We start from the raw sequence: 18,525 nt of genomic DNA, 5'->3' as shown, positions 1-18,525 counted from the left end.
TCCCCTCCATCGGAAGAGGGACTTTTTTGTTTGAGGGGCAGGGCAGGATGGACATCCGGGGTCGAAAGATGCAAAAATAAGAGGGGATGAACAGAGAATATTCAGGAGAAAATTTCCCCAGCTGCACTGTTTAATCCGTAATGGTTCAAAAGGAGTGACAGATTTTGCTGCAACCTGAAGAGTTTGATGTCAAACGGATCATCAGAGATAATCATTTTCAGCGGTTTGACGTCGTCGCTTCCGAACCGCTTGCGGATGTGGTACAACGAAAAAAAATCAAGCCAAAAGACGAGGTTCTGATCGTAGAACGGGCGGGTCAACGGCTGGCATTCTCTCTCTATCAGATGACCTACCATCACGTCGCCCAGGGTGAACTGGGGGGACAACCCTTTATCCTGGCTTTCTGTGCGATCTGTCATGGAGCGACCACGATGGTCCCCGTCCTAGATGATGGGGCTTTACACCACTACTCATGTATCGGGGTTTACAACGGGATGGCCTTGCTGCAGGATGATGAGACGGGCTCCTACTGGGATCATATTTCCGGAGAGTGCCTTCATGGCCCGATGAAGGGCGCCGTCATGCAACTGGTTCCTGTGGAGCATATTACCGTGGCCCAGGCTTTGAAGCGCTGGCCCGATCTAAAGATCGCCCTTTCCCAGCAACCTTGGTACCGCAAGCTATTCCTGGAACCGCTAATGAACTTCTTCGGGGACAGGGGCATTTTCCCGCCGTATTTCCGTTTTTCCATGGGGAAAAGGGATACCCGACTTTCCGACATGGTCAGTGGATTGGGCATCTATACCAAGAACACTAAACGCTTTTATACCATTCGTACCATTCAGGAAGCTGGTGGGGCAATCAACGATCGTATCGACGGACGAACTGTCTCGATCACTCTCAATGTGGACGGGCACCCTCAGGCGGTCTTTGACGACACGGGAGAAAAACCGATGCAGCTCTACTCCCGTTGGTACGGTTTTGCCTATACGTTCCCCGGTTGCGAACTATACGGAGATCCACCGGAAGCGAAGGAAGAGAAGGCCTCTTGAAAAAGAAAAGTCGGCACGGAGGGTGCCGACTACGCGTGATGGAACAATGGGTTGAGACCCTTCGACGCTCCAGCTGAGAAGGGAGTTACCGGTATGGCCCAAGCTTGTCATAAGGCCTGGAAGGGGCGAACCACCGGTCGCCGGTCTGGAACCTCGTCTATCGGAAAAAACCGAAGGGGGCTCCTTGTTCGGAAGAAATGGGTCTCCCGTCATAAGCATGGGGCCTTCCGACACCCGGCTGGCCAAAAGCGGGTAACCCAATACCAGGCCCGCCGAACCCAGGGCCAAAGCCAGGCCCGCCGAACCCAGGGCCAAAGCCAGGCCTGCCGAACCCAGGGCCAAAGCCAGGCCTGCCGAACCCAGGGCCAAAGCCAGGCCTGCCGAACCCAGGGCCAAAGCCAGGCCCGCCGAACCCAGGGTCAAAGCCAGGCCTGCCGAACCCAGGGCCAAAGCCAGGCCTGCCGAACCCAGGGCCAAAGCCAGGCCCGCCGAACCCAGGGCCAAAGCCAGGCCTGCCGAACCCAGGGCCAAAGCCAGGCCCGCCGAACCCAGGGCCAAAGCCAGGCCCGCCGAACCCAGGGCAAAAACCAGGCCCGCCGAACCCGGGCCCAAAGGGGAACTGGTTGGTATAAGCGGTGGAGCGGGGTTGGCCAAAGGCAGTGTTGGATTGGATCATGGGGAATTCCTCCTTGTATTCATCTACCCCTTCATGTTATGCATCGTTGAAAGGTGGGTGTCTGCGGATATCTACCCTCAGGATTGGATCTGGTTGGGTGCAGGAAGGTTCGAAAGTCTTTTCTGTCGAAGAATGAATATAAAGATGGGCAGGATCTCGATGGAGGGAAAATTATGATTGAACTGGTTGGCAACTGTGCACGATGCGGCAAGCCTGTTTTCTGTACCGACGGCTTCATCAACGGGGTCACCCAGGCGGACGGAAGTGTTCTTTGTTTCGAGTGTGATGGGGAGGAGTCGGTACAGGAGAAGAACGGGTGAAAGCGGGATCTTCCCGTAATTGAAGGGACCTGGGAGGAATCTTCCCGGGTTCCTTTTTGTATTAATGGAAAAACGGGCTTTTCCAATAAGTGATAAGAGGATCCGTATCATAAGGGGAAGGGTATGCTGAGAATAGGGAGCATTGAGCTCGCGGATTACCGACTCTCGGGGGGAATGAAGAGTTGTCAGCTGCCCGTATCATGAAATGGATCACCGGAGGCTTAGAAGCCTTGCTCGGCATCCCAATCCTCGGAGGCCTGATCGTCCTTGGAGGAAGTTATGCGCCTCTTGGTGTGATGCTCCTCCTCCATATTATTACCCTCATTATCAGCTCCAGCCGCAAGGTCGATAAGCATGGTAGTATTCTGGGTATCATTACATCTTGTCTCGCCTGGATCCCCATCGTCGGATGGCTCCTTCACATGATCACCGCCGTCATCCTGCTGGTGAACGCTTCTAAACCGGAGCCAGCTGATAAGGAGAGAACCGACTGACAAGCTGCAGCTATGCCCTTTGCCCTTGTTGAAGGGCAAGTCGAAGCTTGACCTGCAAAATCCGGGCAGGGTTCATTCCCTGTCCGGATTTGACATTGGAAAGCTTGAAACTCCAGCTTGGAACAGTAATTTCGGAAGGGTATGTACAATATGATCAAGTACAGGATCGGCTTAACCAAAGAGGAGGGTTTTGTTGATGACACGAAGTAAGAAAATGCTTCTTGCCCTGTCCTTGTCTTGTGTTTTAGCAGTCGGGGTTTGTTACGAAGTGCTCGCTTCGACTCACCAATACATCGCCAAGATGGCCTATCACGATGAACCGAAAGGTGGATGACGAGTGACAGCCGCTTCCACACTTACTTTAGGTGGTTTGGGTTGGAGCGTGACATACAAAAGCCGGGTAGGAGGGAATGAACCCTCACCCGGCTTTTCAAATGATCTTTTTCCCGAAGTGCTCTTTTTGTGTCTGTCTTCCTATCAGTTCCGGTAAAGGGGGGCTTTCTCCTGGATCAAGCTTCCCGCCTGCGGCGACCGGCCAGTCCGAGCAATCCGAGTACTCCGAGCCATCCCCAGTTGAAATCATTGCCATTATCGGCGGGGGTGGCCACTCTCCGGTAATCCCCATAGTCCGTCGTGCGGTTGATATTGGTTGTACCCCGCATGTTTCGGTTGATGTCCGTTCTGCGGGTCGTGACATTGTTATTCTCGCCGACCGGTGCCGCATTCACGTGGGTGTCGATTATTACAGCCTGGGTTCCCAGGGAGAAGGTCAGGGCGAGAGCGATCAGCAGGATTGTTTTTTTCAACATGGGCATATCTCCTTTTTCAGGCGTGAACCGGTTCCTGATGCTTTACGTGCATCGGAGGCAGAACCAGCCAGCCTTTTTCCTTGTTCATTCTAAGGATGCGATCCCCGTATTGGGCTTTTCTCATGTGGAAGGCACCGAACATGGCTCCGATGTCCTCGCGGGTGCACTGTCCCATGATCTGGCTGCACATCACCAGACCAGCGGCGAAATCCCTGGAGACCGCGGCGGCGATTTCCGGATCGTTGAACCGGGCCCCCGGAGGGATATCTTCCAGATTAGCGGTGGGTCGTTCCGGCGGGGCCGGAGGGAGAGCGATGCCATTTTGCTTCAGGAGCTCGGTTGTTTGCTCGATTTCCGGCCGGATGACGTTTTGGATGGTATCCTGCAAGAAATTCTTCAAGTCCTGGTCCCCGGCGTGGTTGATAAAGGTCTGGTAGCCAGCCACCATGGCTTGGGAACCCAAGGCAAAGCTCCAAACACCGAAGATTTCACCATAATGCATCGGTTCCTTTTGTTGGTTGCCACTTAAAATACCCATTATATTCCTCCTTGGTTTGTTGAATGTTGAGCACATCTCTATCGTGTGTTGGCCGGCTCTTCTTTATCCGCGAAGGATAAAAATGTTCCATTCGGAAAAAGGAATTCTTGACCCCGTGTAGAAATAGGATCAAGTCCAGACGTCTTCCCACTTTCCACAATTCCAAGGGAAAGTGGGTTGATTCTTTCTTAACCATCTGGATAAAAGCATCCACGATAGAAGGAGGAATTTTCATTTGTCATCCGTTCGGTTAATGAAGTGGATCACGGGAGGCTTGGAGGGAGTTTTGGCCATCCCCGTCCTGGGTGGTTTGATTGTGATTTCTATGGGATATGTTCCCTTGGGCCTCATGCTGATCTTACATATCGTCACCCTAGTTCTTTGTATTAAAAGCCAGGCTCCCAAATACGGAAGCATTCTAGGTATCGTCACATCCCTGCTAGCCTGGATCCCTTTTTTAGGTTGGATCATGCACGTGGTTACGGCCATACTCCTCATGGTTGACGCAGCGAAAAAAGAGGCCGTCATCGAAATCACGAACAACCAAGCAGGTACTCCGTCATGAAGAAACCCCCCCGCCAACATTTCAATTGGCGGGGGGGTTTTGCTTAGACATGACATAGTATTCACTGATATACAGAAAGTTATCGCCGTGGATCAGATTTAGACTATATTTTATTAGATGAAAGGCATGGAAATCACAACGAAAAAATATTATCATTATTTTTATAATGATTTTCGGGAAAGGGGATGGCTCTTGGATTACGCAAAGAAAGTGCTGAATTATTGGCGACAAAGCGTGGAAGACGGTGACCGATTGGATTTTAATGAAAAGGATATTGAGAAGGACGCTGTTCAACTTCCATTGGAGGAGATCCAAGCCGGGGAGTTGTCTCATTCTTCTTTCGAGAAAGTGGAGAAGAGTGCGGATTGGGGCAAAAAAACGGCGCTCGAGCTGATGATTTGCCCGTTCCCTTTGTTTCAGAAGAAAAAAGGCGAGAAAAACGACGTTCGTTTGTTTCCCTTAGTGATCCCTGCTTCGTTGGAAGAATATGGTTCTCTGCATCCGCAAAAGGATCATCCTCCGTTCATTCCGCGAAAGTACCTGGAGCCCAACGAACCCTCGTCTGAGGCTGTGGGACAATTGGCGGTAGCGGAGAAATTTCGGGATAAGCATCCCCACTCTCAAGAGGGAACGTGGGAGATGGTTTGGCGGGATGCCGAGCAATTGTTTAAAGCCGTGACCGGAAAAAAGCCCGAACGTTTCGAACTTCGAGCTTTTCAACCGGATTCAAAACCCTTCGTATGGTTTGGGAAGACGGCCAGTTTCGCTTATTGGCACATTGCTTCCAGTTACGAAAACCTCTCTAGACAAACGGAACTTCCCCAGTTGTTTGAGACGGTTACCGGTGCCAACCAGAAGAAGCAAACCTATCTATCCGATCACCATAAGTACGGGGTCCGCCATTACGGCCAGATGACGGATCAACATCCCCTGACCGAATCTCAGCGCGAAGCGCTCCATCACTTTTTGGCCCTTGACGAAGGGAATGTTCTCGGAGTGAATGGTCCACCGGGGACGGGGAAAACCACCCTGCTTCAAAGCGTGGTCTCTTCTTTGTGGATTCAGCGGGCGTTGGAAGAAGGTGAACCTCCGGTCATTTTGGCTGCATCCAGTAACAATTTGGCTGTGCTGAACATCCTGGACAGCTTCAAAAAAGCGGGGGCCTCCAAACCGGAAGCAGAAGACCTGCGACCTTTGGCTTCTCGCTGGCTTTCCGGAGTCGACAGCTATGGATTATTTTGTGCCTCAAAAACGCAATTTGATAAAAAGCAAGACAAATACCCTTGCATCAAGCGGGATTATAATCAAAGCCGTAACAGAAGCGAATGGGCCGGCTTTCATCCCGACTTGGAAAAAGGGAACAAACAGAGAGAAACGGACGATTTTCTCAACGAATGTACCCAATTTTTCGAGGAGCCTATCACTGAACTAAGTCAAGCACGATCGCGATTACACCAAGAGCTTGCCTTCACTTGCACCACCATCGAGGAGCGGGTGATCCACTTTGATGAGCGTCAGCGTCTCCAGCATCGCTTAAAGGAAGAATTTCAAACGAAGGAAGGATTGGAAGAAGCACTCTCCGAGATTACGGCCAAGGAAGAAAAAGCATGTGAGAACCACCGTCGATGGAGTGGTATCTACTCCGATTGGCTGGATGAGGTCAATCAGCGCTCGATATGGCGACGGTTATTCTCGTTTTTGCAAGGCTCGGCCAATGAGTCGTTTTTACGTAAAAAACAAGTGGACGAATCGTTCTCTACCTACAAAGATACGGATGTGAAGGTCGTTTTGTCCCGGAAGGACTCTGAAGCCAAGCAAGAACAGGAGTATCATCAACAGCGCCTTCACGAATTGAAAGATTTCCGAGACCGTCTGACAGAACTTGAAGCAGAGTGGGAAGCATGGACGAAGGATTACGAATCGCCGGAAAAAGACTTTTTTCACGAGCTGGATACATACTGGCGCTATCGGGCTTTTCTATTGGCTACTCACTATTGGGAAGCCCGTTGGTTGGAAGACCTCCAAGCAGAGGACAGGCCTTCCGTGGAACATGACGAAACCATCTGGAGACGTTACGCCAAGTTGACACCCTGCTTGGTCGCCACCATGTTGAGTGCCCCCAACTTCTTTCGCCGACTTCGCAAAGCCAATGAGTATTTGTATAGCTTCATCGATCTCCTCATCGTCGACGAGGCGGGCCAGGTGACTCCGGAACAAGCGGGGCCGGTGTTTGCCCTGGCGGATCAGGCATTGGTGGTGGGGGACACCGAACAATTACAACCCATTCCCCGCGTTCATGCCCAAGTAGACATCACCAACCTCAAAACATGCGGACTGATAACCGACGAGGAAGCGTTCGACCGCTACTGTGACAACGGGATGGCGGCTTCCAATGGCAGCGTGATGAAAATCGCCCAACACGTCAGCCAGTTTGGTAAGCCGGATTACTTAGGGGGCATGTTGCTTACGGAGCATTTCCGTTGTGCGGAAGACATCATCCAGTATTGCAACACCCTTTGCTACGACAATCAATTGGTCCCCTGCAGAAAAAATCCCATCCCCGGAAAAGAACTATACGGTGATTTACCCCGATTGGGTTTTCTCCATATTGAGGGAATCGCCGAACATACCGGAGGTAGTTGGGAAAATCACCGGGAGGCGGCCACCATCGCCTGGTGGATTTATCAGATGAAGGACGAATGGACGAAGCAGGGCCAACGACGTCTGGAAGATATCATCGCCGTGGTTAGCCCCTATCGTAAACAAGCGATCCTTATTCGCCGCTATCTGAAAGACGAATATGACATTCAAGGCCTGACCGTCAACACCGTCCACTCCCTTCAAGGAGCCGAAAAAGACATCGTTCTTTTCGCCGCCACATTGGGAGGCGAAGTCGAAAGAATCCCCTTTTACGATACTACCCGCTTCTTGCTCAACGTTGCCGTCTCCCGGGCGAAGGAATCCTTTTTGGTCTTCGGGGATATGAATTCCTTTGGAAAAGCCCAACGAAAACCTTCCGGACAGCTAAAGCCCCACCTGAACCCCATGCCGGAAAGCAGGGCGAACATCCCGGAGAAAGAGATCGAGTCCATGGTTGCCAAGATGAAAAAGAAGATGGGGAGAGAGAAGAAAATGACGAAGAACTATAACATTAATACCACGATCAATAACAATAACAACAGCACGATTAACAACGGCACAATTACCAACATTCATGGTGATCAAATAAACAATACGTACAATGGCCATTCAGAAGAACTGGGTCGACTGATCCAACAACTTCGCGAGGTCATGGCGGACATCGACAAGGTTCCCGAATCGCAAAAGAAAGAGACCTATGCAATGTTGGAGGATGTGAGACGAGGAGAGAAAAAATCTTTTAAAGGTAAAGTCTTGAAACGATTGGATAGTTGGCAGGGTCTTTGTGGAGCCACGTCTGCTGTCGGGCAAGTGATCTCCCTGGTAATGGATGCGGTGAAGTAATTGTAAGCAAGCGAGTAAATGGAAAGTGGGTGAGAAAAGAGCTCCATCGATTTCTTTTCATTTGGAGAAAATTGAGGGGGTGTAGCGATTGAAACCACAACTCCATCCGATTGCTAAAGCTTTTTTGTTAATGCAGTCTTTTATATAAAGAAAGGAGGAGTCGAGATGGCAGTACCAGATTACCAGAGTTTCATGTTGCCATTTCTGAAGATACTGGGTGATAACCAGGTACATACTTTATCCGAAATCAAGGAATGTCTCGCTAAGGAATTTTCATTAACGGAAGAGGATAGAAAGGAGTTTTTACCTAGTGGACGGCAACGAACTTTTGATAACCGTATCGGATGGGCTCGAACATATCTAAAGAAAGCACTGTTGTTAGAGAGTCCTGAACGAGCCAGATTCAAAATCACCTCCCGGGGACAAGAAATATTGGGGATGAATTTAGAAAAAATTGATGTTCAATTTTTGAGTCGATATCCTGAATTCCAAGAGTTTAAAAATGGATATAAGACAAATCAGATCGGTTCGGGAGTAGCTGAATCAAAGGAAAATGATAAAACTCCAGAAGAAAATCTAGAAGGAGTATACAAGGAATTGAGGAAAGAGTTAAATAAAGAAGTTTTGGAGGTTGTAAAAGAGTGCAGCCCTACTTTCTTTGAGAAGCTGGTAGTCGATGTGTTAGTCTCCATGGGATATGGTGGATCAAGGGCCGATGCCGGGCAAGCGATCGGACGAAGTGGGGATGAAGGGGTCGATGGGATTATTAAAGAAGATAAATTGGGCCTGGATGCTATTTACATTCAAGCTAAGCGGTGGAATGGAACGGTTGGGCGGCCGGAAATTCAAAAGTTTGCCGGTAGCCTAATCGGGCAGGGGGCCCATAAAGGAGTATTCATTACCACCTCTAGGTTTACAGATGGAGCTTTAGAATACGTAGAACGGATTGATAGGAAAATTGTACTTATCGACGGGGAACAGCTGGTGGAATATATGGTCGATTATGATATCGGAGTGAACGAATACGCTCGATATGTTATCAAGCGAATTGATACCGATTATTTTGTTGAAGATTGATTAAGTCGGGTGTGGCGGCAATTGCTGATACCGTGCCAACGTTCCCATACACATGAACATTCGGTTCAAGAAACCAAACAGTGAAAGGAAAGTAACCCTCCCGATGATAAGAAATCCGATATGGCCCTTCCTGTAGTAGGTTCTTTTATCTGTGGGTTAAATTTGTCAACCCATAAAAAATTGCCATTAACATGTTATAATGCATACAGACAACTATTTAGAATTACATAATGGGGAGCGGAAGCGTTATGATGGAGAGCAATTTTTCTTTTCTTCAAAAACGGTGGCCTCTTCTTGCTCATTTGGGAAAAAGGGCGGAAGAGAATTTGCACCCCGATCCCAATGGTACCCTTGTGAAATTGCGAATGTTTGGGGAAAGTATGGCCCGGATCATTTACGCGGAAGAAAAACTGGAAAAGCCTGAGCCTACGGAGCAGTTTAAGCGGCTGAAAAGGCTTCATCTTGAAGGAGAATTGCCGCAAGAGGTACTTGGCATGTTTCAATCGCTCCGTAAAAAGGGGAACAAGGCTGTCCATGACTTCGTCGGCACCTTTGAGGAAGCCCGTGAATTGTTGAAGATTGCCTATAAACTGGGCGTTTGGTTTATGCAGACCTATGGCGATTGGAAGTTTGAACCCGTGGGGTATCAAGAGCCTGAGCCGGTACCCGAGCCGGATGAGGTTCGACGGGAACTGGAAGCAAAGTTCCAGCGGGAAAAGGAACAACTAGAGAGAAAATATGAACGGGAATTAGAACGAACCCGGGAGAAGAACCGCACCCGACAAGATATCTTGGAACGGCGAAGGAAAGCTCGTTCGGCAGTCAATTCACTGGATTTGACCGAAGAGGAGACGCGCCGGATCATTGACAGCCAACTGCAACAGGCCGGATGGGAGGCGGACAGCCGCCACCTTCGATATGCTTCCGGTGCTCGTCCCCAAAAAGGGAAGAACCTTGCCATCGCTGAATGGCCTACCGCTCATGGAGAGGCGGATTACGCCCTTTTCGCGGGTTTGAAGTTAGTTGGCTTGGTGGAAGCGAAAAAAATGAGCAAAGACATCCCCTCCTATTTGGAACAAGCCAAAAAATACGCCCGAGCGGTCGTGCCCATATCTTCGGAGGAGATCACCGGACCTTGGGGGGACTATCGGGTTCCATTCATCTTTGCCACCAATGGCAGGGAGTATTTTGAACAGGTGGAAGAGAAATCGGGTATTTGGTATTTAGATCTCCGTCGACGGAGTAATCAATCACGTGCTTTGCCTGCTTGGTTTTCTCCCCAGGACTTGTTGGAAAAATTGGAGCAAGACGAAGAACAAGCACAATCTCTTTTGAAAGATGAACCGTTGAGTTATTTGGATTTGCGTCCCTATCAATATGAGGCGATCCAAGCGGTGGAAAAAGGGATCCGGGATGGACGCCGTAAAATTCTGTTGGCGATGGCTACTGGGACCGGGAAGACACGGACGGCGATCGGATTGGTGTATCGATTGATCAAGACGAAAGCCTTTCGCCGTATCCTCTTCCTCGTTGACCGTAACGCCTTGGGAAAACAAGCCGAAGATGCCTTTGCCGAATCGCCCTTGGAAAACTTCCGTTCCTTTACACAAATATTCGAATTGCAAGGGTTGAAGGACAAGGAACCTAACCCGGAAACCAAGGTTCACATCCAAACGGTTCAGGGAATGATCCACCGTCTATTCAAAGATCCGGAACAGAAGCGGGTCCCCTCTGTTGGGCTTTATGATTGCATTATTGTCGATGAAGCCCACCGCGGTTATAAGTTGGACAAAGAGATGAGTGAGACGGAGATCCTGTTCCGTGATCAACAGGACTATGTCAGCCAATACCGACGGGTGTTGGATTACTTTGATGCGGTCAAAATCGGGCTGACTGCTACTCCCGCCTATCATACACAACGGATCTTTGGCTCTCCGATTTACCAATACACCTACACGGATGGCGTAGTTGAGGGCTTCTTGATCGACCATACCCCTCCCCATCAAGTGACTACGAAATTGGCGAAAGAGGGAATACGCTGGGAAGTGGGAGAGTCGGTCGAGGTGTTTGACGCAGATCGCTTCACCGTCGAAACGATTGATGCTCTGAAAGACGAGGTCAATATTGAATTGGATCAATTCAATAAGGCTGTGCTTACCGAGTCGTTTAATGATACGGTGTTGGATGAATTGGCCCAATATATCGATTTGGAAAACGGAAAGAAAGCGTTGATCTTTGCCGCAAGTGACAAGCATGCCGATCAAGTGGTGAAAATCCTCAAGAAAAAATTGGCGGAGTATGAAGGTGAAGAAGACGACCGGGCGGTGATGAAAATCACCAGCTCCATTCACGATCCCCTCGGGACCCTAAAACGCTTCCAGAATGAAGAGTATCCCAAAGTGGCGGTGACGGTCGACCTATTGACCACGGGAGTCGATGTGCCGGAAATCTGTACGCTGGTTTTCCTCCGCCGGGTAAAATCCCGTATTCTATATGAGCAGATGATGGGACGAGCCACCCGTCCTTGTGAACGGGTGGGGAAGGAACATTTTGAGATTTGGGATCCGGTTCGCCTATATGAAGCATTGGAGCCTTTCTCCCAGATGAAACCGGCCACGGCAAAGCCGCAAACCTCCTTCTCCCAATTGGTGACGGAGATGCGGGAAGTCGATGACTTGGAGGCCAAAAAGCAGTATAGTAATACTTTGGTGGCCAAACTTAGCCGCAAGCGCCGATTTTTCCAGGAGGAGGATCGTCAAAGATTTCGAGATTGTTGCGGTCAGGATGTAGAGGAAGTATTAGGTTGGCTGAGGGAGGCGGATCCGGAAGAGATCGCCGACAAGTTGGTACAGGAGGAACTGCTCCTGGAGTTTCTGGATCAACGAACGCCCCAGCCTCGTCGCCAATATATCTCCAAGCATGAAGATCAACTGCTTGCTCACGGTCGAGGTTACGGGAACGCAGAGAAACCGGAGGAATATTTGGAAGGATTTCGCCGCTTTCTTCAGGAAAATGAAAACCGGATCCCCGCTTTGCGACTGGTATGTCAGCGTCCCTCAGACTTGACGCGGGAATCTCTCAAGGATTTGACCCGGGAATTGGCGAAGGCCGGGTACAAAGTGACCAAACTGAGAACTGCTTGGAGCGAAGTGACTAACGAAGAGATCGCCGCTGACCTCGTCGGTTTTATCCGCCAGCAGATGCTGCGGGAGCCTTTGGTCTCCCATGAAGAGCGGGTTCGTGGCGTCATGAATCGGATCCGTCGATCCCGTTCCTGGACTCCGAAACAGAAAAGATGGCTCGGCTGGATTGAAAAAATACTGATTCATGAAAGCGTATTGGGGCCCAAAGCCGAAGAGGTTTTCGACGATAAACTCTTTGAGGAATACGGCGGTTTTCAGCGAGCGGAAAAAGTGTTTGGCAAAGGAGAGGTACAAACCCTCCTTAACCAGATCAACCGTGATCTTTTTGCATAAGGAAAGGAAGGGCATCAGCGAATGACAACTCGAGAGATCGTCCAGAAATTGTGGAACCTGTGCAATGTCCTGCGGGACGACGGGATTACCTATCACCAATACGTCACCGAACTCACCTACATTCTCTTTCTCAAGATGATGAAAGAGCGGAAACAGGAGGCGGCGATCCCCGAGAAATACTGTTGGGACCGTCTTCGTGCCCTTCACGGGGAAGAGATGTACCGGCATTACCGAGAATTGCTCACCCATCTGGGGACAGAGGCCGAGGATGAACTGATCCGACAAATCTATCACAATGCCTCTACTAATATCGGTGAACCGAAAAACTTGGAAAAAATCATTCGCTCCATAGACGATCTCGATTGGTACAGCGCCAGGGAAGAGGGCCTCGGCAACCTATACGAAGGATTGCTGGAGAAGAACGCCAGCGAGAAAAAATCGGGTGCGGGACAGTATTTCACCCCCCGGCCTCTGATTAACGTGATGGTGAAACTAATCGATCCTCAACCCGGCGAACGGTGCAACGACCCCGCCGCCGGTACCTTCGGCTTCATGATCGCAGCCGATCAGTACTTAAGAGAGAAAACGGATGACTACTTTGAGGTACCGAAACTGAAGCCGTTTCAGATTAATCAAGCCTTCACCGGATGTGAGCTGGTTCAGGAGACCCATCGGCTCGCCCTCATGAATGCCCGCCTTCACGGAATCGAAGGGAAGATTTACTTGGGGGACACCCTTTCCAGCTTAGGTACGCAGATGGGGGGCATGGACGTCATCCTAACGAATCCCCCCTTCGGCACCAAACGGGGAGGGGAGCGGCCTACACGGAACGACTTGACCTTTGTGACCACCAACAAACAGCTCAATTTCCTGCAACACATCTATCGCGCGCTGAAAAAAGATGGGAAAGCCCGGGCCGCCGTTGTCTTGCCAGACAATGTCCTCTTTCAGGAGGGGGATGGTCGCCGGGTACGGGAGGACTTGATGGACAAGTGCAATCTGCACACCATCCTCCGCCTTCCGACGGGAATCTTTTACGCCCAGGGCGTCAAGACCAACGTCCTCTTTTTCAATCGGGGGACCAACGACACCGGCAATACGGAGGAAGTGTGGTTCTACGATCTGCGTACCAACATGCCCAGTTTCGGCAAACGGAACGCCTTGACGGAGGAACACTTCGGCGACTTCATCCGCGCCTACACCGCCGAAGACCGGACTCAGGTGAAAGATCCCCGCTGGTCCCGCTTCACCCGGGAGGAGATCCGCGCCAAAGGAGACACCCTCGACCTGGGCCTGATCGCCGACGAATCCCTCTCAGCCTACGAAAACCTTCCTGACCCCATCGAATCCGCCGAGGAAGCCATCGGTAAATTGGAACGAGCCGCGGGGTTGTTGAGTGAAGTGGTGGAAGAACTGAAAGCGGCGGAGGGGGGGAACCGCAAATGAGCCGAAAGAAGAAACAGGCGAAGTCGTTGGAGGAACTGGTGGAAGAGGCACTCGTTCCGGAAGAGGAACAGCCCTATAAGGTGCCGGAGAATTGGGTGTGGGTGAGGTTGGGGTCCCTTTCTTTAGTCACTGGAGGTGGAACGCCAAAATCTAAAAATGAAGAGTATTACAGCGATGAAGGGGGTATCCCTTGGATAACCCCTGCTGATCTTTCGGGGTATAGAGGAAAGTATATCAGCAAAGGAAGGCGTAATATTACTAAACTCGGTTTTGAAAATAGTTCTACAAAAATTCTTCCGAAATATTCGCTTTTATTATCGTCTCGGGCTCCTGTAGGGTATGTTGCATTAGCTGCAAAAGATCTGTGTACCAATCAAGGGTTTAAAAGCTTTCCTCCTACAAGGGCCTATAAGCCCGATTTCGGTTATTGGTATCTTCGCTACGCTAAGCGGATTATTGAAAGTTATTCCAGTGGCACTACATTTAAAGAGATTTCAGGAAGTAAAGCTACTAAAATTCCCTTTCCCCTCCCTCCTCTCCCCGAACAAAAAAGAATCGTCAACCGGGTGGAGTCTCTGCTGGAAAAGGTCGACGAGGCGAAGCAGTTAATCGAGGAGGCTCGGGAGACCTTCGAACAGCGCCGCGCCGCCATTCTCTCCCGCTCCTTCCGCGGTGAACTGACACAGAAATGGCGGGAGAAACACTCTGATGTCGAACCCGTTGATCAATTGCTGGAACGGATTCGGGAGGAAAAGACTCGCTCGGCAGAACCAAAGCGAGCGAGAAAGAAAGTTACCGATCTTCCTCCTATTGATCCGCCCTACGAGTTGCCAGAAAGGTGGAAGTGGGTGAGGTTGGCTGATATTGTAGAAAGTACAACTTATGGTACTTCTGCAAAGGCAAATGATGAGGGTGGGACCCCAGTGTTACGAATGGGGAACATTCAACAGGGTGAAATAGATATATCCAACATACGTTACCTTCCTACAGATCATCCGGATGTAAAAAAGTATACATTGGAAACGAATGATTTGTTGTTTAACCGTACAAATAGCATCGAGCATGTTGGAAAAACAGGTATGGTTAGTTCTGAATATGCAGGGGAGATGACTTTTGCTTCTTATCTGGTAAGAGTGCGTTTATTTGATAAAATAGTGTTAGCTCCATATGTTTGCAATTATATCAATAGTGCCGACGGTCGGGGTTATTTACTTTCAACTGTTACTCAACAAGTAGGTCAAGCAAATATCAATGCCAAAAAGCTACTTAGCTTACCTGTTCCATTGCCCCCGACGGGAGAGCTGATACAAATTAACTCTTTGCTGAAAAAAATTTCTGAAGCAGAAGAGAAAAGTAAAGGCTATTTAGCTGGTGAGGAGACAATTGATTCCCTCACCCAATCCATCCTCTCCCGCGCCTTCCGCGGCAAATTGGGAACCAACGATCCACAGGAAGAGAGTGCGTTGGAACTCCTGAAAGAAACCTTGGCTGAACAGCACGGATTTACCTATGAGCGCCCCCAAAATGAAACCTTGCAGGTGGCAGAACAAGGGGCCCTCTTTACCACGTCATGATCCACAGAGCCGATGATTCGGCTCTGTTTTTTCTATAACCAAAGTAGTAAATTGCAATAACATTGCGTTAAATGCTTTTCCTCCCTTACCAATTATCGTAAAGTATCTGGTGAGGGAGGGGTGCATATTTGAATTGGTTACGACGGATGGTAGAGTTTTTGCAGGATAGGAAAGGCGCTTCGACAATCGAGTACATCATCACGATGGCTGTAGGGGCATTGTTCGGTACGATTCTGCTCAATATCTTCTTTACATACGCTGTCGAAAAACCGATGAAATACGTTATCGAAATGCAGATTCATTGCATTAACCAAGACCCTGAATGTAGAGCCACTGATGCCGAAGATGGAGGGGACGCTCGGGGAGGTAGCTCGTCAGAGGGATCAGCATCCAACCACGACAAACCTTCCGAGGATGAAGGCTTTTGGGACAAACTGATGCGAGAAGCCGGGGAGAAATGGGATGGTTTTAAAGAGTCCACTTCCCGCATGGCTTCCGATGTGAAAAAGGACGCCCAAGAGTTTGCGGATCATCCGTGGGAGAGTGTGAAGAATTTTGCCTCCGACACTTGGGAAGGTATGAAGTACGCCGGGGAAGTTACCTGGGAGTGGACGAAGGAACATAAAGAAGAAATTGCTGTGGCAGCTACTATAGCGGCAGGAGTAGGGTTACTCTTTGTTCCTGGCGGTCAGGCATTTGGTGCGGGGATATTAATCGGTGCAGCTACTTCCGGGGGGATCGCTTACTTCTCTGGTGCAGATTCGAAAACCATTGCCCGTGAGATGACGTTTGGCGGTATAACCGGAATCATCGGTGGTGGAGTCGGATTTGGATTAGGTAAGGTAGCAGTGGTTGGTGCCTCACGAATGGCGACGAGCAGTTTTGCTCGTCGTATGTTTCCAAGGATTTTTGGTGTCGGTGGCGCTGGTGGTGCGGAGAGTATTGCAGATGATCTCCTGCATGGACGACGTGTTAATTGGAAAAATGCGACCATAGCTACCCTCACTGCGATAGGTGTATTTGGGGGCTCTTTCATCGGCGGTAAGATGCTGGGTGATCCGGTTGGGCCGATGGCTGGGATGAGGGCAGCTAATCAAGCAGATACTGCCCAAAAAACAGTAGGTAAAGTCCAAACAGTCGAATACGGACAGCAATTTACCCGCGTGAATCGAAAAAAGGCTTTAAAGCCAAATGTTAAATATACTCACCCTAAAGGATATTCTTATAAAACAGATGGTTCCGGACGAATAAACAGCACGAAGGGTGAGCTAACTCTAGAAACATCTAAGAGAAAGCCTTACTCTCAAAGAATAGTGGGCCGAGAAGACCGGGCGTCGAATGATCACGGAGGTCACTTGATCGCTAGTATTTTCGGAGGTTCAGGAGACATTGACAACCTTGTTCCGATGAACCAGAATTTAAATCAAGGGAGATGGAAAGCGCTCGAGAACAAATGGGCAGACTCTTTGAAAGCAGGAAAAAAGGTTGAAGTAAATATTAAACCAAAATACAAAGGTGACTCGCGCCGACCGGATCGGTTTGAAGTACGGTATAGAATGGATGGGAAAGATTGGATAAAGACTACACTCGAAAATTCACCGGAGGGATAAATCCGATGGATGACACAAAGATGGATCGTATTGTTGGGCACTATCAAAAAGTTGGCCAATTAGTGCATGAGATGATCCCAGAAGAATGGGAGAAAGTTTATATCTATGGAGAAATGGAGGCAGACGGAGGAGCAATTTTTTTTTACTACTATCCTTCGGAAAGCGACAAACCTGTATATAGTCTTGATATCCCTGAGTTGTTTGAAGTGGATGAAGAAGCATTTGAGGAGCTAGAAGACCAGCTCTATCCTACTTTGAGAGCTTCGTGGAAGGAGTTTAAAGACAGCCCCCAAGAACCGTGGTCGACTTTTACTATGATCATGGATCGGTCAGGAAAATATGAAGTGAAAAATGGTTACGAAGACTTATCTGGGATTGACTTATCTGACAGATACTTAGCATGGCGATACAAATATTTGGGCATTGGGCCGAAGAGTGATTATGAAAAAAAATGCTTGGAACAGTATTTGAAGAAAGTCGAGAATAAATAGAAAGAGCAGTTAATCAATTTTTTATTATTTATGTAATATACTGATCTTCACTCCGATTGTAGCATGAAAAGACCTAAGCGGATCTCTTGAAATGGCTCCTGTCCACAGGAGCCATTTCCTTCCTTTTCGGAGATTCAGGGGATATTGATAACCTTGCCCCAATGAATCAGAACTTGAATCAGGGGAAATGGAAACAGATGGAGAAATGAGGTTGTTCCGATGGATGATGAAAAGCTGGATCGTATTGGACATAAGTATCAACAAATTGCCCAATTGGCTCATGACATGATTCCTGAGGAGTGGGAAAGAGTCTATATCTGTGGAGAAATGGAAGAAGGCGGCGAAACCATCTTCTTTTACTATGTTCCAAAGGGAGGGAGAGACTCCATATACAGCTTGGATATTGCGGGCTTGTTTCAAATAGATGAAGACGAGTATGAAGGAATGGAAGATCAACTTTTTCAAACAATGGAAGACTTGTGGAACGAGTTTAAATATAGTAAACAAGAACCTTGGTCAACGTTCACTATGACTTTTGACAAATCAGGTAAGTTTGATGTGAAACATGGTTATGAAGATCTATCGAAAAGCGGACCCTTTCAAAGGCTGTTGGCGTTCAAATATAAATATCTGGGTATTGTTCCTACAGATGATTATGCAAAAACAGTACTGCATGAGTACTTGAAGGGAGAATGAACAGCAAGGCCTGTAAAACTATTTCTGGAACCATTTTTGTTTTGTGTACCCAATTGATATTGTCCCCTTTGAGTAGACAGTGCCTAAGAAGAGCACTACCGTTTACTTGGAGGGGATTTTTTCAAAGAGGACGCTCGGGGAGGTAACTCGTCAAAGGGATCAGCATCCAACCATGGCTCTGAGGATGAAGGGTTTTGGGACAAGCTGATGCGAGAAGC

The 18,525-nt window shown here is 49.0% G+C and carries 17 protein-coding genes; 14 read left to right on the top strand and 3 right to left on the bottom strand.

Annotated features, from left to right (window positions below):
* Positions 1-164: 164 nt before the first annotated feature.
* Positions 165-1,052 carry a DUF3179 domain-containing (seleno)protein gene (locus tag ACFOUO_RS05040; RefSeq protein WP_380702792.1) on the top strand — a complete coding sequence of 296 codons (888 nt, stop codon included), beginning with the start codon at positions 165-167 and terminating at the stop codon, positions 1,050-1,052.
* Here ACFOUO_RS05040 and ACFOUO_RS05035 read toward each other — a convergent pair.
* Entirely contained in the window at positions 1,008-1,610 is a 603-nt protein-coding gene (locus tag ACFOUO_RS05035; RefSeq protein WP_380702790.1) for a hypothetical protein, read from the bottom strand. The genes ACFOUO_RS05040 and ACFOUO_RS05035 overlap by 45 nt on opposite strands.
* A gap of 291 nt (positions 1,611-1,901) precedes the next feature.
* On the opposite strand from ACFOUO_RS05035, the gene ACFOUO_RS05030 reads away from it, so the two are divergent.
* The 3 genes from ACFOUO_RS05030 (at position 1,902) to ACFOUO_RS05020 (ending at position 2,876) form a co-directional block, all read left to right on the top strand.
* Complete coding sequence (locus ACFOUO_RS05030) at positions 1,902-2,048, top strand: hypothetical protein (RefSeq protein WP_380702788.1); 147 nt, start codon at positions 1,902-1,904, stop codon at positions 2,046-2,048.
* Between the two features lie 182 nt (positions 2,049-2,230).
* Positions 2,231-2,542: a hypothetical protein gene (locus ACFOUO_RS05025; protein WP_380702786.1), complete on the top strand. Its 312-nt coding sequence runs from the start codon at positions 2,231-2,233 to the stop codon at positions 2,540-2,542.
* A gap of 196 nt (positions 2,543-2,738) precedes the next feature.
* Positions 2,739-2,876: a hypothetical protein gene (locus ACFOUO_RS05020; protein ID WP_380702785.1), complete on the top strand. Its 138-nt coding sequence runs from the start codon at positions 2,739-2,741 to the stop codon at positions 2,874-2,876.
* Positions 2,877-3,051: 175 nt separating this feature from the next.
* Here the strand turns inward: ACFOUO_RS05020 and ACFOUO_RS05015 are convergent, their stop codons facing one another.
* On the bottom strand, positions 3,052-3,351 hold the full coding sequence (locus tag ACFOUO_RS05015; RefSeq protein WP_380702782.1) for a WGxxGxxG family protein: 300 nt from the start codon (positions 3,349-3,351) through the stop codon (positions 3,052-3,054).
* 16 nt (positions 3,352-3,367) lie between these two features.
* On the bottom strand, positions 3,368-3,889 hold the full coding sequence (locus ACFOUO_RS05010) for a DUF3231 family protein (protein WP_380702780.1): 522 nt from the start codon (positions 3,887-3,889) through the stop codon (positions 3,368-3,370).
* Between the two features lie 235 nt (positions 3,890-4,124).
* Between ACFOUO_RS05010 and ACFOUO_RS05005 the strand changes: the two genes are divergently transcribed.
* The 10 genes from ACFOUO_RS05005 (at position 4,125) to ACFOUO_RS04960 (ending at position 18,307) form a co-directional block, all read left to right on the top strand.
* Positions 4,125-4,454, top strand: coding sequence for a hypothetical protein (locus tag ACFOUO_RS05005; protein WP_380702778.1), 330 nt, complete (start codon positions 4,125-4,127; stop codon positions 4,452-4,454).
* 192 nt (positions 4,455-4,646) lie between these two features.
* Positions 4,647-7,937 (top strand): DEAD/DEAH box helicase, encoded by a 3,291-nt coding sequence (locus ACFOUO_RS05000; RefSeq protein WP_380702776.1) that lies wholly within the window; start codon positions 4,647-4,649, stop codon positions 7,935-7,937.
* Positions 7,938-8,102: 165 nt separating this feature from the next.
* A complete protein-coding gene (locus ACFOUO_RS04995; RefSeq protein ID WP_380702774.1) occupies positions 8,103-9,014 on the top strand; it encodes a restriction endonuclease in 912 nt (303 codons plus the stop codon).
* Between the two features lie 248 nt (positions 9,015-9,262).
* A complete protein-coding gene (hsdR, locus tag ACFOUO_RS04990; protein ID WP_380702772.1) occupies positions 9,263-12,490 on the top strand; it encodes a type I restriction-modification system endonuclease in 3,228 nt (1,075 codons plus the stop codon).
* 21 nt (positions 12,491-12,511) lie between these two features.
* Entirely contained in the window at positions 12,512-13,936 is a 1,425-nt protein-coding gene (locus tag ACFOUO_RS04985; RefSeq protein WP_380702770.1) for a class I SAM-dependent DNA methyltransferase, read from the top strand.
* Complete coding sequence (locus ACFOUO_RS04980) at positions 13,933-15,510, top strand: restriction endonuclease subunit S (RefSeq protein WP_380702768.1); 1,578 nt, start codon at positions 13,933-13,935, stop codon at positions 15,508-15,510. The genes ACFOUO_RS04985 and ACFOUO_RS04980 overlap by 4 nt, the downstream gene beginning before the upstream one ends.
* Before the next feature lie 128 nt (positions 15,511-15,638).
* Positions 15,639-17,120 (top strand): DNA/RNA non-specific endonuclease, encoded by a 1,482-nt coding sequence (locus ACFOUO_RS04975; RefSeq protein WP_380702766.1) that lies wholly within the window; start codon positions 15,639-15,641, stop codon positions 17,118-17,120.
* A 5-nt stretch (positions 17,121-17,125) separates the two neighbouring features.
* Complete coding sequence (locus ACFOUO_RS04970; protein WP_380702764.1) at positions 17,126-17,611, top strand: immunity protein YezG family protein; 486 nt, start codon at positions 17,126-17,128, stop codon at positions 17,609-17,611.
* 86 nt (positions 17,612-17,697) lie between these two features.
* Positions 17,698-17,820, top strand: coding sequence for a DNA/RNA non-specific endonuclease (locus tag ACFOUO_RS04965; protein ID WP_380702762.1), 123 nt, complete (start codon positions 17,698-17,700; stop codon positions 17,818-17,820).
* Positions 17,821-17,830: 10 nt separating this feature from the next.
* Positions 17,831-18,307: an immunity protein YezG family protein gene (locus ACFOUO_RS04960; protein ID WP_380702760.1), complete on the top strand. Its 477-nt coding sequence runs from the start codon at positions 17,831-17,833 to the stop codon at positions 18,305-18,307.
* The last annotated feature ends 218 nt before the right edge of the window (positions 18,308-18,525 follow it).

Source organism: Salinithrix halophila (assembly GCF_042650125.1).
Taxonomy (GTDB): domain Bacteria; phylum Bacillota; class Bacilli; order Thermoactinomycetales; family DSM-45169; genus Salinithrix; species Salinithrix halophila.
The sequence above is the reverse complement of the archived record's forward strand: the minus strand, read 5'-3'. Positions and strand labels throughout refer to the sequence as shown.